The organism is Rhodococcus sp. DN22 (assembly GCF_036669995.1).
Taxonomy (GTDB): domain Bacteria; phylum Actinomycetota; class Actinomycetes; order Mycobacteriales; family Mycobacteriaceae; genus Rhodococcus_F; species Rhodococcus_F erythropolis.
This window is the reverse complement of the sequence record NZ_CP133326.1, coordinates 1148021-1166186: the sequence shown is the minus strand read 5'-3', so window position 1 is coordinate 1166186 and position 18166 is coordinate 1148021. Positions and strand designations below refer to the sequence as shown.

The following is an 18166-nucleotide window of genomic DNA, read 5'->3' as shown; positions in this document are numbered from 1 at the left end:
AAGTCTCAGTCCCGGATGTGTTCGAACAGCGGGGTGGAGATGTAACGCTCGCCGAAGTCACACACGACAGCCACGATCAGCTTGCCGGCGTTTTCCGGACGCTTCGCCAACTCGAGTGCGGCCCAGACGATGGCACCGGACGAGATGCCGCCCAGGATGCCTTCCTGGGTGCCGAGTGCGCGAGCGACCTCGATGGAATCGGGGAACGAGACGTCGATGATCTCGTCGTAGATCTCGCGATCGAGGACGTCGGGCACGAAGTTCGCGCCGATTCCCTGGATCTTGTGGGGACCGGGCTGGCCACCGTTGAGGATCGGCGAGTCGATGGGCTCGACGCCCACGATCTTGACCTCTGGCTTGTACTTGCGAAGGGTGCGTCCGACACCGGTGATGGTGCCGCCGGTGCCGATGCCGGACACGAAGATGTCGACGGCGCCGTCGGTGTCGGCCCAGACCTCTTCGCCCGTCGTTGCCTCGTGGATGGCCGGGTTGGCCGGGTTGGCGAACTGGCTGGCCGAGACGGCGTTCTCGGTCTGCTCGACGATTTCCTTGGCCTTGGCGACTGCACCGGCCATGCCCTCGGAGCCCGGGGTCAGCACGATCTCGGCGCCGTAAGCACGCAGCATCACGCGACGCTCGGTGGACATGGTCTCCGGCATGGTCAGGATGACCTTGTAGCCGCGAGCAGCACCGACCATGGCGAGTGCGATACCGGTGTTACCACTGGTGCCCTCGACGATGGTTCCGCCGGGCTTGAGTGCACCGGACTTCTCGGCGGCGTCGATGATTGCCACGCCGATCCGGTCCTTGACGCTGTTGGCCGGGTTGTAGAACTCGAGCTTGACGGCGACCTGTGCGTCCAGGCCCTCGGTCAGACGGTTGAGCCGCACGATCGGGGTGCGCCCGACCAGCTCGGTCACGTTGTTATAGATACCGCTCATATCTGGTCCTCCTGAGGATCGAGTGTGTCGACCCGCTCGCTGATCACTGCTTTACGGCTGAACTGCATAACGGCTGAACTGCTTAACGGCTACAGGCAAGGGCATACAGACGACCGATGCCGCATCGGTTCATCAAATTGAACCAATGCGGCATCAGACCACTACATACGGGGGCGGTTTATCAGGCCAACCGCTGCTTCAGAGCTTCGAACTCGTCACGAATGCCGGTCGGCAGCTTCTCGCCGACGAAGTCGAACCACTCTTCGATGAGCGGGATCTCGGCCTTCCACTCGTCGATGTTGACCGCGAGGGCCTCGGTGATGTCGGCGTCCGACACGTCCAGGCCTTCGATGTCGAGTGCCGATCCGGTGGGAACGACGCCGATCGGGGTGTCGATGCCGGCAGCCTTGTGCTCGATGCGCTCGACGATCCACTTCAGGACGCGAGAGTTCTCGCCGAAGCCTGGCCACAGGAAGCGTCCGTCATCGCCACGGCGGAACCAGTTGACGTAGAAGACCTTGGGGAGCTTGGACGCGTCCGCGGACTTGCCGAGGTCGATCCAGTGCTGGAAGTAGTCACCGACGTTGTAGCCGAGGAACGGCAGCATTGCCATCGGATCGCGGCGAACCGTACCGACCTGGCCTTCGGCTGCTGCGGTCTGCTCGGAGCCGACCGTTGCACCCATGAAGACGCCGTGCTGCCAGTCGCGAGCCTCGGTGACCAGCGGAACCGTCGTCTTGCGGCGTCCACCGAACAGGATTGCCGAGATCGGCACCCCCTTCGGGTCGTCCCACTCGGGAGCCATGATCGGGCACTGCGACATCGGGGTGCAGTAACGCGAGTTGGGATGAGCCGCATGGGTGCCCGACTCGGGCGTCCACTCGTTGCCCTTCCAGTCGATCAGGTGCTGCGGGTCGCCTTCGAGGCCTTCCCACCAAACGTCACCGTCGTCGGTCAGAGCGACGTTGGTGAAGACCGTGTTGCCCTGGTCGATGGTGCGCATGGCGTTGGGGTTCGACGACCAGTTGGTGCCGGGAGCCACGCCGAAGAAACCGAATTCCGGGTTGACGGCGTAGAGCTGTCCGTCCTCACCGAAACGCATCCAGGCAATGTCGTCACCGAGGGTCTCGGCGCGCCATCCGGGGATGGTCGGCTGGATCATCGCGAGGTTGGTCTTGCCACAAGCGGAGGGGAATGCCGCCGCGATGTAGTAGGCCTTGTCCTCGGGCGAGATGAGCTTGAGGATGAGCATGTGCTCGGCCAGCCAGCCCTCGTCGTGCGCCATTGCCGAAGCGATACGCAGCGAGTAGCACTTCTTGCCCAGGAGAGCGTTTCCGCCGTAGCCGGAACCGAAGCTCCAGATCTCACGATCCTCGGGGAAGTGGGTGATGTACTTGGTGTCGTTGCACGGCCACGCGACATCTTCCTGGCCATCGGCCAGCGGAGCGCCCAGCGAGTGCAGCGCCTTGACGAAGAATCCGTCGGTGCCGAGCTTGTCGAGAACCTTGCTGCCCATGCGGGTCATGACGCGCATGGAGACGACGACGTACTCGGAATCGGTGAGCTCGACGCCCAGCTTCGGATCCTCGGCGTCGAGGGGGCCCATGCAGAACGGCACGACGTACATGGTGCGTCCACGCATGCAACCGCGGTACAGGTCACCCATGAGGGTGCGCATCTCCGCCGGGTCCATCCAGTTGTTGGTGGGACCTGCGTCGATTTCTTCCTTCGAGCAGATGTACGTACGCGATTCGACTCGCGCGACATCGGACGGATCGGAGTTGCCGAGGAAAGAGTTCGGCTTCTTCTCGTCGTTGAGGCGGGTGAAGGTTCCTGCCTCGACCAACTTCGTTGTCAGTCGGTCCCATTCTTCGTCCGAGCCGTCTGCGAAGACGACGCGATCAGGCTGGGTGAGTTCGGCAACCTCTTGCACCCATGCAAGCAGTTCCTTGTGCTGCGTGGGGGGCGTGCCGTCAGTTCCATTGAGACCGGGAATGGTCGCTGAGGTCATCAAACTCTCCTGGGGTGAGCCGGAACCGGGTTCTCGTGACACCGGATGCAAACTGCAGCGCCCCGATACCAGTCGATCCCGGTGTCCCCCTCTCGACGGGGTCCAGCCGCGTCATCCACTCACGTGGATTTCACGGACGCCGGGTGTCCTATGTATTGAGGTTAACGCTGGCTGTTCACCTGCAGGTAATCGGGTGCGGTCAGAAATGTCACAGAAACGATTCAGTTGGTGTGTTCAGGTGCCTACCCGGCGCTCAGAGCACATAAACGGAACCTTCTCAGAGCGCTCCGGCATCGATTTTCTGCCACACGAGGGCGCCTTCGTCGTCTCGACTGCATTCCCAGGCCGAGTAGTCGCCGTCCGACTCGATCATCGTGAGGCGATCGGCACTACCGTCGCGATCGAAGTCGGACACGATCACGACGTCGTCGTCGGAGTGGACGACACGGCTGTCGACCGTTCCGTCACCGTCCAAGTCGAAGGCGTCGAAGTTCAGGTCGCCGGCATCGACCGGTCCCGACGAGGGCCCGAAGGTCTCGGGCTCGATACGCCCAGGATCGAGCGCTTCGGCTTCGTGCCCGTCGATGTGTCCGGCCGTGATCAGAAATGCGTCCATTACTCCCCCTACTGGATGGTGACCTACTGCTTCGGCAACCCCTACCGAAACCGTCCGCTCAGTATTACCAGACCCCGACGATCAGTCGAGGCCGAAATTACGACGCTGTGGAGAACTCTGCACTCGCGGAATGTCAGTAGGCGGCGTTCAAAACGGCGAGGTCGCGCTCGCACGACGCCAGTTGCCCTGATCTGGCCGCGGCAAGCTCGCGAAGTTCACCGTCGATCTCCACGATTCGGGCCTGCGCCGACGCCACCTGCTCGCGGCTCTCCGCCATGATCGCCGCTCCCAGATCCGCCTCGGCCTCGAGCAGAACACTCTGGACTCGCTGCTCCCACTGTGCGCGAACCGTCGACATCGATTCGACGATCCACGACCTGGAGTAGGCACGATCCGCCGTCAGCCCGCGAGTTCGCGCCAACCACCACGCCGCGGCGCCGCCCAGAACCAACGTCACGGGGATACTCGCGAACTCCAATGCTGGAATCATTTCCAGCGGAGTCACCGCGATACGGCCGAGGCCGAGACCCGCGGACGCGCCGACAAGAATTGTCACCCGGTCCTCGTTTCCGCGCTGACGTCCCGGCGGGCCCTCCGGAATCCGTGGGGAAGGCATGTACCCGGTCGTGCCCGCCACTTCCACCGCTGCCGCCATCGCGGCATCGAACACCCGGGTGTGATGGTCGACCTCGTGCTGCAGTCGCGTCGGCACGCTACCCAATTCGGCTCGCGAGGCCACATCGACCCAGGCACGTGCCCCCGCGACCGTAGCCCGGGTTGCCTCGGCGATTTGTTGTGACAGATCCCCGCGCGCTCGCTGCAGTCGGCTTCGCACCTGCACCAGGCGTTCGCCTCGCCGGCCGTCGCGGTCTGCGAGCAGCTGTGATCGCTCGGCCCGCAGTTCGGCACCAGGAACGCTGTCACGCAGATTCCGGATCTCTATCTCGATCATCCGGCGCGTCTGCGCGATGACACCGGAATCCGAACCGCCTGCTTCCCTCTGCCGTGCCGCCCGGCTGACGACCGAAACGAGCGACTGCTCTTGACCGGGCGCAATCGGGACCACCGGGGCCTGAGCAAAAGCAGTGCAGTGCGAAGCAAGAATCTGGGCATCACGCCGGCGCACCGCCTGCCAGTCTCGGTAGACGTCGATGCGGGTCAGCGCAACCACCACCGGGATTCCGCTCTCTGCAGCGTCGTCGAGAAGAAGAAGATCCTCGCGTCCGATCACACTGGCGGCATCGACGACCAGAAGTACGACGTCGGCGTCCACCTCGCGTGTCACTGTCGAACAGTCATCAGAAGCATTGAACATCCGGGCGACGTCTTCCCGTCCACACCTCGGTGGGCCGACAACGTAAATTCTAGTGCCACTGGATGTTTCGGCGGCGATCTGGCGACCCGGATCGGATGCCGGATTCCATCGCTGCACCACGCGCAGCACCGAATCCGGAAGTACCGAAACGCTATCCATCGGTCACCGCCGGAGCGGAGCGATCGCCCCCGAGCTGCGCCCACCGACGCACATACCCGCGACGAATCAGTGAGACCCTTTGTTGCGGAGCCTGTTCCGACTCGTCCACGAGCTCGCCCCACCACCGGCTGCATGTGCCCGCGTCGTCGGCGGTACGAGGATCGGGAGGCTCGCCTTGACGCAGGGCTCGAATTTCGGGGCTCATCATCGCCGCCGCGGCGCCGAACAGCACCGCGGAGTCCGAACTCAGATACAACTCGATCTCGTCCCTGCCCGCAGCGCTGCGCGAGGCAGACCGCCTCAGCGCCGGGCCGATCTGCTCGACCCTGCCCCACCACTGCGCCTCCAGAACAGGTCCGAGAGCCGCGAACAATTCTTCGACGCCGCGCCCGGTCAGCGTCTCCACCGGAACCGTGGGCACGCCGACGGTCTCCGAGATCTCCGCGGCCCGTCCCAGCGCCTCGTCCCAGCGCGGCCCGAACAAGTCAGCCTTGTTCGCAGCGACGACCACACGATCGGAAACTCGGGCAATGGCTCGGCCGTCGACGTCGCGGACCGCGTCGACCACCACGTAGACAACGCAACGACGACCCAGATCGGGGTTCGACGTTCCAGGGACGTCGAACGCGCGCGACTCGGTCACCACAACCGGTGCGCCGACGACTCTGCGCGAGAACCGGTCGTCGCGCCCCAGGATCCGCGCCAACGACGACCGCCCCACCCCGGCTCGCCCGGCGACCACCAATTCGAGCGGCGCGCTCAGCGATCCGAGCACCGAGTGAACCGCCTCTGCGGCTCCCGAATCGATCGACGTCAGCCGATATGCCAGAGCGCGCAAGTGGTCGATCGGCTCCGCGCAGGCGTCGTCGATCGATTCTGCGGGCAACATTCGTGACCAATTACTGCATGCAAATCCTGTGTTCATCCCCACCCCACGTCCCCATCGTGTCGGTGAGATTCTGTCAGGTTCTCGGCAAGGACGGCAGGTGACACCACTCTTTCGCTGGCTGTCCGAAGTCGGCTGTTTCAGGACTTTCCGCAGAAAGTCTCAACTCAAACTTCAGACCCGTCTGCGCTAAACGGGGGTCATGCGTGACAATGGGTTCGTGAACGAAGCCGATCAGCATGCACCGCAGACCCCTGACACGGGGCAGACGGACCACGCCAAGGGGTCCCGTCTCCATCCGAGAGTGACCAGCTTTCGCTCTCGCCGGGGTGCGCTGACCGACGCGCAGCAGCAGGCTTGGGACCGTCAGTGGCCGCTCATCGGCGCCGACGTCTCGGACACACCGCTCGACGCGAACGCCTGGTTCGGACGCGAGGCACCCCTGATCATCGAGATCGGTTCGGGTACCGGCACCGCGACGGCCGCTATGGCCAAGGCGGAACCGCACGTGAACCTGATCGCGATCGAGGTGTACCGCCCGGGGCTCGCGCAGCTTCTCCAGCAGGTCGAGCGTGAAGAGATTCCCAACGTCCGCGTACTACGCGGTGACGCGATGGACGTACTCGAGAACATGGTCGCCCCCGAGTCCCTGACGGGCGTCCGGGTGTTCTTCCCGGACCCGTGGCCCAAGGCCCGCCATCACAAGCGTCGCCTCCTGCAGGGGCCGACGTTCGCGCTGATCGCCAACCGCCTCAAGCCCGGCGGAGTCCTGCACGTGGCAACCGATCACGCCGAGTACGCCGAATGGATCGAAGAAGCCGGCAATGCCGAGCCACTGCTGACCGCACTCGACTGGGAGTCTCCGATGACCCACGAGCGTCCGGTCACCAAGTTCGAGGACAAAGCCCATAAGGTCGGTAGTGCAATCACCGAGCTTATATGGGGGAAGATCAGAGCATGAGCGTCAGCGAACAGCTATCCGACGACGTGACGTCGTCGGAATCTCCTCTCGACTTCGGTCGTGACTCCCGCCACCCCAAGCGGGTGCTTCTGGTCTGGGACGCCCCCAACCTCGACATGGGCCTCGGCGCCATCCTCGGTGGCCGGCCTACCGCCGCCTACCGGCCACGATTCGACGCTTTGGGTCGTTGGCTGCTCTCTCGCACCGCCGAACTGTCCGCACAGAACAGCGGCACGCTCGAGCCTGAAGCGACCGTCTTCACCAACATCGCGTCCGGCAGCGCCGACGTCGTTCGTCCTTGGGTCGAAGCCTTGCGTAACGTGGGTTTCGCGGTGTTCGCCAAGCCGAAGGTCGATGAAGACAGCGATGTCGATTCGGACATGCTCGAGCACATCGCGCTCCGGTACGGCGAGGGCCTCGCCGGAATCATGGTCGCGTCCGCCGACGGCCAAGCGTTCCGCGAACCTCTCGAGGACATCGCAGCAACCGGTATCCCGGTCCAGGTTCTCGGGTTCCGTGAACACGCCAGCTGGGCTGTGTCGTCCGATATCTTGGACTTCGTCGATCTCGAGGACATCCCAGGTGTCTTCCGTGAGCCTCTGCCACGGGTAAGCCTGGACACCCTGCCCGACGAGGGCGCCTGGTTGCAGCCGTTCCGACCGCTTTCTGCCCTGCTCATCGGGCGAAAAAGTGTTGCCGAGTAGGAGTTGATCAGTGTTCGCCAGCTGGGGAAGCATCGTCTATCGAGCCCGCTTCACCGTCATCGCTGTCATGGTGGCGGGGCTCCTCGGGCTCGCTGCGTACGGCCTGAGCCTGCAGGATCATCTCAGCCAGAGCGGCTGGGACGATCCGGGGTCGGAATCGGTAGAGGCTGCAAAACTCGCTGACGGCACGTTCGGACGCAGCACGACGGGTGACGTTCTGGCGCTGTACACGGCGCCGGAGGGCAAGACCGTCGACGACCCCGAGTTCCAAGCGAAGGTCATCGACAATCTGCAGCGGCTCGTCGCCGACAACCCCGACCAGATCATGAAGATCAACGGCTCGTACTTCAAGGTCGACAACGGTCTCTCGGTGGCGGCCCTGGCGGACAAGACCAAGCAACACGCGGTCACCAGCATCGCGATCGCCGGCGACAACGACACCGCGGTGTCCAACAACTTCCGCGACGTCGAGTCGCAGTTCTACATCGACGGCGTCGACGTGCAACTCGCCGGCCTGCAACCTGTCGCGAATTCGCTCAACGACACGATGGCCAACGACATCAAGCGCATGGAAATGCTCGCGATTCCCGCCGTCGGTGTCCTGCTGTTCTTCGTCTTCGGTGGCGTCGTCGCTGCAGCCCTCCCGTTGATCGTCGGCGGTCTGACCGTCATCGGCGCCAACGGCATCATTCGACTGATCACCAACTTCACCGAGGTCAACGCGTTTGTTGCGCCCGTGGTCTCTCTGGTCGGCCTGGGTCTCGCGATCGACTACGGACTGTTCATCGTCAGCCGTTTCCGAGAAGAGATAGCCGAGGGGTACGACACCCCGACCGCAGTACGCCGAACGGTCATGACGGCGGGTAGAACGGTCATGTTCTCGGCGACCATGGTTGCCGTCAGCCTCGGCGGTCTGCTGTTGTTCCCGCAGGGCTTCCTCAAATCGGTGGCCTACGGCGCCATTGCGGCCGTCATGCTTGCCGCGATCTCGTCCATCACGATTCTTCCCGCGATTCTCGGCATTCTCGGCAAACGGATCGACGCGCTGACCTTCAAGAAGCTGCGCCAGACCAAGACCAACGAGGAAATCGAGAACGGTTTCTGGGGCAAGCTCACCCGCTGGGTCATGCAGCATCCGCTCAAGGTCGCGGTCCCGATCGTCGCGGCTCTACTGCTGATGATCATTCCGCTGACGGGCATCAAGTTCGGCGGTATCAACGAGACGTACCTGCCCCCGGACAGCCCCACGCGTGTCGCGCAGGCGCAGTTCGACGAACTCTTCCCGGGCAATCGCACCGAGCCCGTTCGACTCGTCATCGAGGGAGCGGACAACACCACTCTCGGTCAGATTTCCAAGACCGCAAACGCTGCGCCGGGTCTGGTCGAGAAGTTCACCCCGGAGGTCGCGACCAAGGACGGGGTCAACGTCCTCAAAGCCGGTCTGACCGAGCGCAACGAGGCACGTCCCACCATCGACTATCTGCGATCCGCGGATTGGCCCGAGGGCACAACAGTGCTCGTCGGCGGTACTCCGGCCATCGAGCAGGACAGCGTCGACGCGTTGCTCGACCGTCTGCCGCTGATGGTCGTATCCGTCATCCTGCTGACGACGCTGCTGATGTTCTTGACGTTCGGTTCGCTCGTCCTGCCCATCAAGGCTGCGTTGATGAGCGCGCTCGGCCTGGGTTCGACGCTCGGAATCTTGACCTGGATCTTCATCGACGGCCACGGTTCCGGTCTGTTGAACTTCACGCCGGGACCGATCATGTCTCCCGTCCTGGTGTTGATCATCGCGATCGTCTACGGCCTGTCGACCGACTACGAAGTGTTCCTGCTCTCCCGCATGGTCGAAGCGCGAGCGCAGGGCGCGAGTACTACCGAATCCATCCGAATCGGCACGGCACATACCGGCCGGATCATCACCGCTGCCGCACTGATTCTGATCGTGGTCACCGGTGCATTCGGCCTGTCCGATCTGGTGATGATGAAGTACATCTCGTACGGCATGATCTCCGCGCTGATCATCGACGCCACGCTGATCCGAATGTTCCTGGTCCCCGCGACCATGAAAATGCTCGGCGACGACTGCTGGTGGGCCCCGGCCTGGATGAAGCGGATCCAGCAGAAGATCGGGCTGGGTGAGCCGATCCTCGACAACGAACTCGTGCTCGCAAACGTCCCGCAGATCGCGCCTGTCGGTGCGATCGCCGGACCGGGTCAGCCGCGCAAGATCGAAGCGGCCTCGCGGGTCATGCCGCCGCCTGCCCCGGCTGCACAGCCGGAAAGCGGACCTCGTGTTCCTGATCCCCTCACCGAGCCCATTCCGCTCAGCGAAATGACGATCAAGGCACCGAACACGGATACACCTGCCGCGGAGAAGCCGGCACCGCGACGTCGTCTCGATATCGGGAGTGCAGCCAGCGCGCCCCAGAACCTGATCGAGGCACCGGTCCCCAATCCCTCGTACCGGCCGCAACCGAACACCACCGACAAGCGGAGAAACCCGACGTCCCCTGCGCCGGCCGAACGTCCCATCGAGAGTTGGTTGTCGGACCTGCGGGCTCGGGAACAGACTCCCCCGGCCTCACGGCCGCTGCCGGTGGTCCGGACGCCTTCGCGTACAAACGGTTCGGCAAGCAGCGGTTCAGGTACCAACGGCTCGAGCCGGAATGGCTCTGCAAACGGTGCTACCAACGGTTCTGCAACAAATGGCGCTGCAACAAACGGCTCGGCCCCGACCTCGATGGAGGCGACCCCCCAGTCGCCGCCTCCACCGATCGCTCCGGAGCGTCGTCCCACCGAGCCCCGAGTCTCGGATGCCTCTGACGGCGACGACAACGCCACCGGCAGGCACCGACCTGACGACGCAGGCGCCATCAGTGTCAGCGAGCTCATCGCTCGCCAGAAGCGAAGCTGACTCATGATCCAGAAGCGGAGCTGACCTGCTCCTGCTTGGCGAAGGCTCGTGCATAACGAGTCCCGACCAGCAGGAGCAGCAAGCCGACCACCAGGAAGGCAGCGCTGCGCACCAGCCCACTGAGCGTGGCCAGGTCGAAGAGGAACAGCTTGGCCACTGCCGCGCTGGTGAGAGCAAGACCAGCTCCGAGCAAAACGCGAGCATGCTGACGGTTGTTCAGGCCGAGCACCAGCGCTGACGTGGCGGCAAGCATCCAGACGATGGTTGCAACGCTGTGCCCGGCAACAAATCCGGTTGCACTGTCGAAGATTTCGACGCCGGATGAGACGAGCGCACACGTCACCGCGTAGAGGACACCGAACCCTGCGGCCGCCCATAGAACCGCTGCATTCGAATCGGCGATCAACTTCAGTCGGTGAATCGCCCACACCAGCATCACCAGTGCACCTATCGCCGTCAGGCTCGAGAGTGCCGTGATCGCACCGAGTTGCATGGATGCGGCACGGGCAGTCGTCAACGCTTCCGGTGGAACCGTCGTGAGGTATCCGATCGATCCGATTGCCGCAAAGGCGGTTCCGAGGGCGAAGACGAAGCGCGAACCCGCATACAGCGAGACTCCGAGGAAGATCATGCCGACGGTGAGGACCAGCGGTACGACCAGAGATTCCGTCGCCCCGGACAAGCAGCACAGCAACAATGCGAGAGCGCCGGTTGCGCCCAGTCCGAATCGCAGTTGCGTCGGCAAAGGCTTGGCTGCCGCTGCAGCGGAAAGTAGTAGTAGCGCTGCAATTCCGTACAGCACTGCGGATTCGGTGCGCCCGAGCACGGCTCCGACGCTCATCAGCGGAAGGGACGAGACAACAAAGGTAGCGGTGGACCACGCCCCTGCAACTCCGCCGCGCGAGGGCGAACCCGTCCACTGCATAGCCATCGCGCAGCCGGCGCCCACTATTGCAACCACGCCGGCACTGATCACCAATTGCACTGCACTGTTACCGGATTCGCTGAAGATGGACTCCGACGCTATCGCTACGAGCAGCGCGAGAACCACCGGTACGGTGCGCGCCATGCCCAGGTACTTCCAGTCACGACCGAGTTGGGCGGATAACGTCGCCGACTGGATCGCGAAGAGGAAACCGATGAGAGTCAACGATATTCCCGAGGTCAACACGGGAGCCAGCACCGCTGCGCCCAGAACGATCATGAGCGCCAGTGATTCGGAATCCCATTTCACCGCCAAAGCAACGCCGGCCGCGGCAATCCCGAAGGCAATCACCACCGCGAGCGGCGTCGTCACCCAACCGTAGAGAACAGAGGCAGCGACGACGTCGAGGTACATTCCCGCAAAACCGGTGGCAGCCAGAGCAATCGCTCCCACTTTGCCACCTGGTCGTCCGTGGACCCGAACTCCGGCAAACACCAAGGCGCCGGAAAGGAGTGCGCCACCGAGCACCCGCAGCGGCGGTCCAAAGAATCCGGCCTGCGCTGCAAGTACCAGCAGCATCACGACGCCGATCAGTGTGACGGCTACACCGGCGGCGGCCAGGAGTCGACTGATGACACCGTCGCGTTGCCACCAGGGCTGGCGAGGTGCGGCAACCGGATACGTCGGCGGCTGCCAGGTGGGCACGTTCTGCTGAGGACGCATTGGCGGCATCTGTGGCGCCGGAGCTGCGGGTGCAGGAACTACCGGCATGGGCGGGGGCACAGTAGCCGAGGCCAGCTGAGTCTGCAGGATCGACAGGTTCTGGCCCATGTGACGCAACTGCCGGCCGATGCTGTCGCACTCGGCCGAGAGGGCGGTCACCAGTCGCGGATCGACGGCGGAAGAACTCGGTGTGGTCATGGCTACGAGCTTGCTGCGTGGCCGAACCGATCAGATGAGTAGTACTACTCGATCAGCCTGGGGACTTCTCGTATTCAACTGAGGACACCTTCGACTGACAGCACCATCAACCGACTGCACCATCGACCGACAGGGAACTATCGCCGAGGCGCTGCATTCCGCAATCGTTCGGAGAGCAACCGACCCGAAGTGTGAAGCGGAGCGGGATCCTGACGCGCCCGAGCGAGGACAAGCGCGCCCTCGAGTGCGGACAGAGCGAGAATTGCCTCGGACTCTGCGTCTTCGCGGGACCAACCGTCGGCTTCGAGGCGCTGAGCCAGCAGCCCCAGCCACGAGTTGTACCCGTCCGCACAAGCACCACGGATGACCTCGGATTCGGTTGCGGCATCCAGTGTTGCCGTAGCCAGGGCGCATCCACGTTCGTAGTCCGAATCCGACAAACGCGCAGCCAGTGCGGCAGCAAATGCCGAGATCGCGGTGGCGGCATCGGGTGAGCTCTCCAGGAGATGCCGGATGAAATCGGCCATTGCCTCACCGCGTCGCCTCAGAGCCTCGCCTGCGAGTTCTTCCTTGCCACCGGGAAAGTGAAAGTACAAGGACCCCTTGGTGGTCGCGCTCGCCGAGAGCACTTCCGACACACCCGTTCCCGCGTACCCCTTCCGCTGCAACAAGTCGGCAGCGGCATCGACCAACAAATCCCTCGTAGACATAAGTTCAACATACCGATCAGTACACATATCGACAACACTTGAAGTGCATAAATAGCCAAAACCTTGCATCACTAGACCGATTGGTACATGATTCGAGAATCGAAACCGGAGCGCAGCCAACGACGCTCACGACGGCAAAGGACCAAATCGATGTCACCGAATTCCGCAAACCACACCACGACGACCGTCCTCGGACCGGACGTAGATCTCGCCGGGACTCTCGCGGCCACCGGCGTCCGGATGATGGTTCGAAGCAAACAAACCGAGGGAGGATTCTCTCTTGTACAACACCGCATCGCTCCGCATTCGATGACCTCACCGGTCCATCGCCACAGCCGCGAAGACGAGTACACGGTGGTTCAAAGTGGCCGCGTCGCAGCGATGGTCGGAGACGAGGTCGTCTACGCGGAGACTGGCGCCATGATCTTCAAACCGCGTGGCCAGTGGCACGCCGTGTGGAATCCCGACGACGCTCCAGCACGGATTCTCGAAATCATCACGCCCGGAGGGATGGAAGACCTGTTCGAACTGATGCCGAAACTACTGGCCGAAGCAAGTTCCGCCGCGGAATCGGTTGCAGCGCGGGTAGAAGCAGATTTCGGGATCGAATTCGATCTCGTTGCCACCGCCGAGATCGCACAGACGCACGGTGTGGGATTCGGCATCGAAAGTCACTGACCGACTGCCAGCACCTACCGATCAAAGGAAGATTCATGCTTGTACTCACCGGAGCAGAAGACCTCAGCGCCAACCTGAACCAAGAGTTGGGCGTCAGCGACTGGCACGATGTCACGCAGGAGTCCATCGACGAGTTCGCCCGGGTCACCGGCGACGATCAGTGGATTCACGTCGATGTGGATCGCGCGAAGGAGTCACCGTTCGGTGGAACGATCGCGCACGGCAACTACACGCTCTCACTCGGACCCATGTTCTCGTATGCGATGTTCTCGCTCGAGGGTTTTGCGTTTGCTCTCAACTGCGGATTCGACAAGGTCAGGTTGCCTGCTCCGCTTCCGGTTGGCTCTCGCGTTCGCATGCGTGCGACGTTGAGCAAAGTCGAACCGATCAATGGCGGCGTCCAGATCACGGTGACGCAGACATTCGAACGAGAACACGGTGACAAACCCGTGTGCGTCGCCGAGATGTTGACCCGCGCGTATCACTGAAAGGTCAGGAGCCGAACATCTTTCGGATCGTGGTGCCGAAGGGATGCTTCGCGGTGACACTGCCGAATCGCACCTTGCCGTGCACCACCAGATGCAGCGGGCCCATCTGCGGGCCGGAACGAACCTTGTTCGACGCACTTCCTCCGACTGCCTCGACACCGTTCATGTCCACCGTCGCCTCTTCGGGAACGATCAGTGAAATCGAACTGGCGTAGTCGTCGATCGAGATGTTCACGACCTGCGTCTGCATCACAGCGCGCGTGAAATCGATAGTCACACTGGACATTCTGGTATCGACCACGACAGCGGGAGGAACGATCCATGCGCCGTTCCGCGTCACCGTCGCCATTCGTCCACGGATCACGGCAGCATTTGCCGCTCCGTAGTTACCGACTACCGGAGCCCCGACGGGAGCGCGGTAAGGCGGGCTCGGGTGAACCGGCGGCGGCTGGGGTTGGTATGTCGGCGCAGGATACGGCTGGCCTTGGTACATCGGCTGACCTGCATTGGGATACGCGGGTGGGTCGTAGTCGGAGATCAGCGTGATGCCCGGAAGATCGGCGAGAACCGAGTTGAGCTCACCTCGCGTCTTTGCAGCCAAGGCAGTGTCCATGCGCTCGGTGAACTCACCGAGCGAGAGCATCCCTTGACCGACAGCTTTCTGCAGCAGCTCGCCGACGTGCTCTCGTTCGGCATCGGATACGCGTAGATTCCTGGCCTCCATGATTTCCAGGATAAACGTTATTCCAGACCTTGTTCTATCGCGTATCGCGTGAGCTCGACGCGATTGGCCAACTGAAGTTTCCGCAGCGTCGCCTGGACGTGGTTTTCGACGGTCCGGTGGCTGAGCGAGAGCCTCGTGGCGATCTGTTTTGCGCTCAGCCCCTTGGCGACAAGACGGAGCACTTCGGTCTCACGGTCGGTGAGCCGAGGCAGCTCGGGTGCGCGATCGTCGGCCGGTGCCGTCGACATCCGGCGGTACTCGCCGAGCACCAATCCGGCGAGGCCGGGTGTGAAGACGGCTTGTCCGTCGAAAGTCGCTCGCACGGCCTCGAGAAGTTCCGCCACCGAAGCACTCTTGACCAGGTAACCCGACGCTCCGGCTTTGACCGCGTCGAGGACGTCGTCACGCTCGGCGGAGGCCGAAAGCACCAGTACCTTGCTCTTCGGCGAAACCTCGAGCACCGCGGTGGTGGCGTCGGCACCGTTTCCGTCCGGCAAGTTCATGTCCATCAGAACCACGGCCGGTTGCACGGCGGCGGCTCGGCGGCGCGCACTCTCGACACCCTCCGCCGTGGCGCTCACGGTGAAGCCCGCGGCTTCGAGGTCCCGGGAGACACCGTCGCGCCACATCGGGTGATCGTCGACGACCATCACCGTCACCGGATTCTCGCCCATTTCGTCAGCCACGCTCACTCTTCCCCTTCGGAACGTTGATCTCCCATTCGGTGCCCTCCCCCGGCCCCGTTTGCAGGACTGCAGTTCCGCCGAGCACCTGTACTCGACCGAGAATGGACTTCGATACTCCCATGCGGCCTTCGGCCTCGGCCTGCGCCAAGCGACCTTCGGGGATTCCGACGCCGTCGTCACGGACACTGACGATCACCTCGTCCGGCAGATCTTCGAGCAATACGTACGCCTTCGCCGCAGGACCGGCGTGAAGCCCGACATTGGACAGGGCATTGTCGACGATGGCTGCCAGTTCGATTGCTCGATCGCGCTCGATCACGACCGGATGCGCGGGCGTCGACACCGACACCGACGTGCTGGCCTGCGTAGTCAGCAGCGGACACAGATCCACTGTCTGTCCGCCGACATCTGCCGCGGCACCCGAAACCTGCTCGGAAATCAGCATTCTCAACGCGACCTCCTGCTCGCCGGCCAGCGCGGCCAGCTCAGCTGCCTCGCCGCCGAGTGCGGCTCCTCGCCGGCGCACCATCGCCAGCACCTGCAGAACGCCGTCGTGCACTTCGCGTGCCAATCGTTCGCGCTCTTCGGTAGCCGCCGCCAGACGTACGGCCTGCTCGAGTTGTCGATGCGAGCGCCGAGCGGTGGTGGTGGCCAAGCCCAACGCCAGGCCGACCGATACGAGCACGGGAGCCGTCGCATCGCGCCAGAGGTCCAGGTTGACCTGGTCGCGGATGATCGCGCTGGCCGCCGAGATGACAACTCCGGACGCCATACCGAGCCACGGCCCGCCGAGAATTGCCGCGGAGATGACCGCGTTGGTGGCCCACAGCGTGGTGGGGAGCGTCTGGTGATTCTGATACCACTCGTGGTCGGAGACCAGCCTCGTCGACGCCATCAGCAAGATGACGACAACCTGATCGGCGATCACCACCTGGTACCGCGGCAGCTTCTTCCCGAACAACGCACCGGAGGTCCCGAGCAACAGTGCCGACACCCCGGTCCACACGGCCATCAGAGCGACGAAGAACCAGCTGAGCCGGGAGTTGGTGTAGTCGGAGGCCGAAGCGAACTGGTAGCTGATCGCGTACACCAGCGTGACGAGGCGAAATGCCTGCGCCGCCCGCCACAGCGGGGCATCAGGGTCGGTGTCGACGCCCGACGCCTCGCGAACGGTCGGCTGATAGTGCAGCCGACGACGGCGGGTGGGCTCAGTCATCGGGAGGAGTGGGGTTCACGATGCGAGGCTCGGCGCGCGGCTCGTCGGGTTCGGCGGGGAACAGTGGGGTCTCCGGATCTTCGACGTGCAGTTCGGCGTACGCGATGTCCGGGTCGTCGGCGAGGAGGGAACGAATGGCGGTATTCAGGACCGCGACGATCGGAACAGCCAAGAGCCCGCCGACGATTCCGGCGAGGACGATGCCCGTTGTAATGGCGAGAACGACTGCCAGCGGATGCAGGCGAACAGCGCGACCCAACAACAGCGGTTGCATCACGTGCGCTTCGAGCTGCATGACGCCGATGATGATGCCGAGGACGATCAGTGCCGTCAGGAAACCCTTCGTGACCAGAGCGACAAGCACCGCGAGAAAACCGGTCAGAAATGCACCGACGATCGGGATGAACGCGCCGATGAACACCAACGACGCCAGCGGCAGGGCGAGCGGCACCCCGAGGATCGCCAGGCCGGCACCGATACCGATCGCGTCGGCGGCGGCAACCGCGACCGTGGCGCGCACGTAACCGATCAGCGACCCAAAACCTGCAGAACCGGCGATCCGCACCCGACGACGCGCGTCGGTGGGAACGATCCGGGTGACGAACTGCCAGATCTGGTCGCCGCCGTAGAGGAAGAAGATGAGAGTGAACAGCGTCAGCAATGCCCCGGTGAAGATCTCGCCGATGACTGTCGCCGTGGTCAAGGCGCCGCTGGTCAGGGACTCACGATTGGATTGCACCGACTTGACGACCGAATCACCAGCCTGGCGGATCTGATCCTCGCTGAAGTGCAGCGGTCCACTGGTGAGCCAGTTCTGAATCTGCGTGACGCTGGCCGTGAACTGGTCGGTGAGCTGGGGCAACCCGTCGATGAACTGCTCGACGACAAACGTCATGATTCCCGCGACCAGTCCGATCGAGGCAAGCAGAACGACGATCACAGCTGCCGAGCGGGGAACTCCCCACACCTGTAGCCGATCGACAACCGGAATCAACAGAGCCGATGCCAGTAGAGCCAGCCCCACCGGGATGAGCACGGTCTCGAGGCGCAGAACCACGTATCCGAGAACCAGTAGCCCGGCAAAGATCACGATGAGGCGCCACGACCATTCCGCCGCGATGCGCACGCCCGGGTGCACCGCCCGAGCGTCGGCGGAGATGGGTTTGTTCATCCTCGAAGCTCGCTCCGCACGCCCCCTGTTTGCGTTCACCTCGCGAGCCTAACCGGACCGGCCGACACAGGTGAGCGGACCAATAATCGGACGCGCGTACCAACACTTCGAGCTCTGCCAGCTAAATTGAACCCTGT

At 63.4% G+C, this 18166-nt stretch carries 16 protein-coding genes; 5 read left to right on the top strand and 11 right to left on the bottom strand.

Annotated elements, in window-relative coordinates:
• Positions 1-5: 5 nt before the first annotated feature.
• From cysK to RA302_RS05260, 5 genes are all read right to left on the bottom strand, one after another.
• Positions 6-941, bottom strand: coding sequence for a cysteine synthase A (gene cysK / locus RA302_RS05280; RefSeq protein ID WP_019747115.1), 936 nt, complete (start codon positions 939-941; stop codon positions 6-8).
• A gap of 181 nt (positions 942-1122) precedes the next feature.
• On the bottom strand, positions 1123-2952 hold the full coding sequence (locus RA302_RS05275; RefSeq protein ID WP_029254577.1) for a phosphoenolpyruvate carboxykinase (GTP): 1830 nt from the start codon (positions 2950-2952) through the stop codon (positions 1123-1125).
• 277 nt (positions 2953-3229) lie between these two features.
• Entirely contained in the window at positions 3230-3568 is a 339-nt protein-coding gene (locus RA302_RS05270; RefSeq protein ID WP_021333139.1) for a DUF6802 family protein, read from the bottom strand.
• A gap of 133 nt (positions 3569-3701) precedes the next feature.
• Positions 3702-4853 carry a hypothetical protein gene (locus RA302_RS05265; RefSeq protein ID WP_225320286.1) on the bottom strand — a complete coding sequence of 384 codons (1152 nt, stop codon included), beginning with the start codon at positions 4851-4853 and terminating at the stop codon, positions 3702-3704.
• A 181-nt stretch (positions 4854-5034) separates the two neighbouring features.
• Positions 5035-5967, bottom strand: a complete 933-nt coding sequence (locus RA302_RS05260; protein ID WP_225320285.1) for a GTPase domain-containing protein — start codon at positions 5965-5967, stop codon at positions 5035-5037.
• A gap of 163 nt (positions 5968-6130) precedes the next feature.
• On the opposite strand from RA302_RS05260, the gene trmB reads away from it, so the two are divergent.
• Genes trmB through RA302_RS05245 form a run of 3 tightly spaced genes read left to right on the top strand, consistent with a single transcriptional unit; the run spans position 6131 to position 10510 of the window.
• Complete coding sequence (trmB, locus tag RA302_RS05255; RefSeq protein ID WP_019747110.1) at positions 6131-6889, top strand: tRNA (guanosine(46)-N7)-methyltransferase TrmB; 759 nt, start codon at positions 6131-6133, stop codon at positions 6887-6889.
• Positions 6886-7593: an NYN domain-containing protein gene (locus RA302_RS05250; RefSeq protein ID WP_003945733.1), complete on the top strand. Its 708-nt coding sequence runs from the start codon at positions 6886-6888 to the stop codon at positions 7591-7593. The genes trmB and RA302_RS05250 overlap by 4 nt, the downstream gene beginning before the upstream one ends.
• Before the next feature lie 10 nt (positions 7594-7603).
• On the top strand, positions 7604-10510 hold the full coding sequence (locus tag RA302_RS05245) for an MMPL family transporter (protein ID WP_046378015.1): 2907 nt from the start codon (positions 7604-7606) through the stop codon (positions 10508-10510).
• A 1-nt stretch (position 10511) separates the two neighbouring features.
• Here RA302_RS05245 and RA302_RS05240 read toward each other — a convergent pair whose 3' ends face one another.
• Together RA302_RS05240 and RA302_RS05235 are read right to left on the bottom strand one after the other, a co-directional pair.
• Positions 10512-12356 (bottom strand): DUF2339 domain-containing protein, encoded by a 1845-nt coding sequence (locus RA302_RS05240; protein ID WP_019747107.1) that lies wholly within the window; start codon positions 12354-12356, stop codon positions 10512-10514.
• Positions 12357-12493: 137 nt separating this feature from the next.
• Positions 12494-13066, bottom strand: coding sequence for a TetR/AcrR family transcriptional regulator (locus RA302_RS05235; protein WP_019747106.1), 573 nt, complete (start codon positions 13064-13066; stop codon positions 12494-12496).
• A 150-nt stretch (positions 13067-13216) separates the two neighbouring features.
• Between RA302_RS05235 and RA302_RS05230 the strand changes: the two genes are divergently transcribed.
• Together RA302_RS05230 and RA302_RS05225 are read left to right on the top strand one after the other, a co-directional pair.
• Positions 13217-13744 carry a cupin domain-containing protein gene (locus tag RA302_RS05230; protein WP_019747105.1) on the top strand — a complete coding sequence of 176 codons (528 nt, stop codon included), beginning with the start codon at positions 13217-13219 and terminating at the stop codon, positions 13742-13744.
• Between the two features lie 35 nt (positions 13745-13779).
• The gene (locus RA302_RS05225; RefSeq protein WP_019747104.1) at positions 13780-14232 is read left to right on the top strand and encodes a MaoC family dehydratase; all 453 of its coding nucleotides are present in this window, start codon (positions 13780-13782) and stop codon (positions 14230-14232) included.
• A gap of 4 nt (positions 14233-14236) precedes the next feature.
• Here the strand turns inward: RA302_RS05225 and RA302_RS05220 are convergent, their stop codons facing one another.
• Genes RA302_RS05220 through RA302_RS05205 form a run of 4 tightly spaced genes read right to left on the bottom strand, consistent with a single transcriptional unit; the run spans position 14237 to position 18029 of the window.
• Positions 14237-14956 carry a DUF1707 domain-containing protein gene (locus RA302_RS05220; protein ID WP_019747103.1) on the bottom strand — a complete coding sequence of 240 codons (720 nt, stop codon included), beginning with the start codon at positions 14954-14956 and terminating at the stop codon, positions 14237-14239.
• 17 nt (positions 14957-14973) lie between these two features.
• Positions 14974-15630 carry a response regulator transcription factor gene (locus RA302_RS05215; protein ID WP_037134012.1) on the bottom strand — a complete coding sequence of 219 codons (657 nt, stop codon included), beginning with the start codon at positions 15628-15630 and terminating at the stop codon, positions 14974-14976.
• 4 nt (positions 15631-15634) lie between these two features.
• Positions 15635-16858: a DUF5931 domain-containing protein gene (locus tag RA302_RS05210; protein WP_003945490.1), complete on the bottom strand. Its 1224-nt coding sequence runs from the start codon at positions 16856-16858 to the stop codon at positions 15635-15637.
• Positions 16851-18029 (bottom strand): AI-2E family transporter, encoded by a 1179-nt coding sequence (locus RA302_RS05205; RefSeq protein ID WP_019747101.1) that lies wholly within the window; start codon positions 18027-18029, stop codon positions 16851-16853. Before RA302_RS05205 ends, RA302_RS05210 begins: the two co-directional genes overlap by 8 nt.
• Positions 18030-18166 lie beyond the last annotated feature (137 nt).

What these genes read in the sequence shown, in the direction of transcription:
- RA302_RS05235 (WP_019747106.1), bottom strand. Translation starts at nt 13,066, where the DNA reads ATGTCTACGAGGGATTTGTTGGTCGATGCCGCTGCCGACTTGTTGCAG.
- RA302_RS05270 (WP_021333139.1), bottom strand. Translation starts at nt 3,568, where the DNA reads ATGGACGCATTTCTGATCACGGCCGGACACATCGACGGGCACGAAGCC.
- RA302_RS05220 (WP_019747103.1), bottom strand. Translation starts at nt 14,956, where the DNA reads ATGGAGGCCAGGAATCTACGCGTATCCGATGCCGAACGAGAGCACGTC.
- RA302_RS05210 (WP_003945490.1), bottom strand. Translation starts at nt 16,858, where the DNA reads ATGACTGAGCCCACCCGCCGTCGTCGGCTGCACTATCAGCCGACCGTT.
- RA302_RS05225 (WP_019747104.1), top strand. Translation starts at nt 13,780, where the DNA reads ATGCTTGTACTCACCGGAGCAGAAGACCTCAGCGCCAACCTGAACCAA.
- RA302_RS05240 (WP_019747107.1), bottom strand. Translation starts at nt 12,356, where the DNA reads ATGACCACACCGAGTTCTTCCGCCGTCGATCCGCGACTGGTGACCGCC.
- trmB (WP_019747110.1), top strand. Translation starts at nt 6,131, where the DNA reads ATGCGTGACAATGGGTTCGTGAACGAAGCCGATCAGCATGCACCGCAG.
- RA302_RS05230 (WP_019747105.1), top strand. Translation starts at nt 13,217, where the DNA reads ATGTCACCGAATTCCGCAAACCACACCACGACGACCGTCCTCGGACCG.
- cysK (WP_019747115.1), bottom strand. Translation starts at nt 941, where the DNA reads ATGAGCGGTATCTATAACAACGTGACCGAGCTGGTCGGGCGCACCCCG.
- RA302_RS05260 (WP_225320285.1), bottom strand. Translation starts at nt 5,967, where the DNA reads ATGAACACAGGATTTGCATGCAGTAATTGGTCACGAATGTTGCCCGCA.
- RA302_RS05275 (WP_029254577.1), bottom strand. Translation starts at nt 2,952, where the DNA reads ATGACCTCAGCGACCATTCCCGGTCTCAATGGAACTGACGGCACGCCC.
- RA302_RS05250 (WP_003945733.1), top strand. Translation starts at nt 6,886, where the DNA reads ATGAGCGTCAGCGAACAGCTATCCGACGACGTGACGTCGTCGGAATCT.
- RA302_RS05205 (WP_019747101.1), bottom strand. Translation starts at nt 18,029, where the DNA reads ATGAACAAACCCATCTCCGCCGACGCTCGGGCGGTGCACCCGGGCGTG.
- RA302_RS05215 (WP_037134012.1), bottom strand. Translation starts at nt 15,630, where the DNA reads ATGGGCGAGAATCCGGTGACGGTGATGGTCGTCGACGATCACCCGATG.